Below are 313 nucleotides of genomic sequence, written 5' to 3' on the forward strand. Positions count from 1 at the left end.
GCCTGGCGCGGGCGGTCGCAATTCGACGGGCGCGGCTCGGCGCGCGGCTGGCTCTACTCGATCGCCACCAATAATTGTCTCAACGCCATCAAGGCACGATCGTCGGCACGGCGCATTCTCGATCAACCCGGGCCGCCGCCCACCGAAGCAGAAGCGACCGGCGGACCGGCAAGCGCGCTTGCCTGGCTGGAGCCATATCCGGATGCGGCACTGCCCGACATTGCCGACGACGGGCCCGGTCCGGAAGCGCGCTACGAGGCCCGCGAGGCGGTGCGGCGCGCCTTCGTCGCTGCGCTCCAGCTGTTGCCGCAAC

Annotated in this window: 1 protein-coding gene; it reads left to right on the forward strand. The window is 70.6% G+C overall.

Annotated elements, in window-relative coordinates:
- Positions 1 to 313, forward strand: a 313-nt coding sequence (locus tag EN853_RS33490) for a sigma factor (RefSeq protein ID WP_281062256.1), incomplete at both ends; no start/stop codon positions are given.

Origin of the sequence: Mesorhizobium sp. M1C.F.Ca.ET.210.01.1.1 (assembly GCF_004791585.1) — a bacterium.
In the GTDB taxonomy this organism is placed as follows: Bacteria; Pseudomonadota; Alphaproteobacteria; order Rhizobiales; family Rhizobiaceae; genus Mesorhizobium.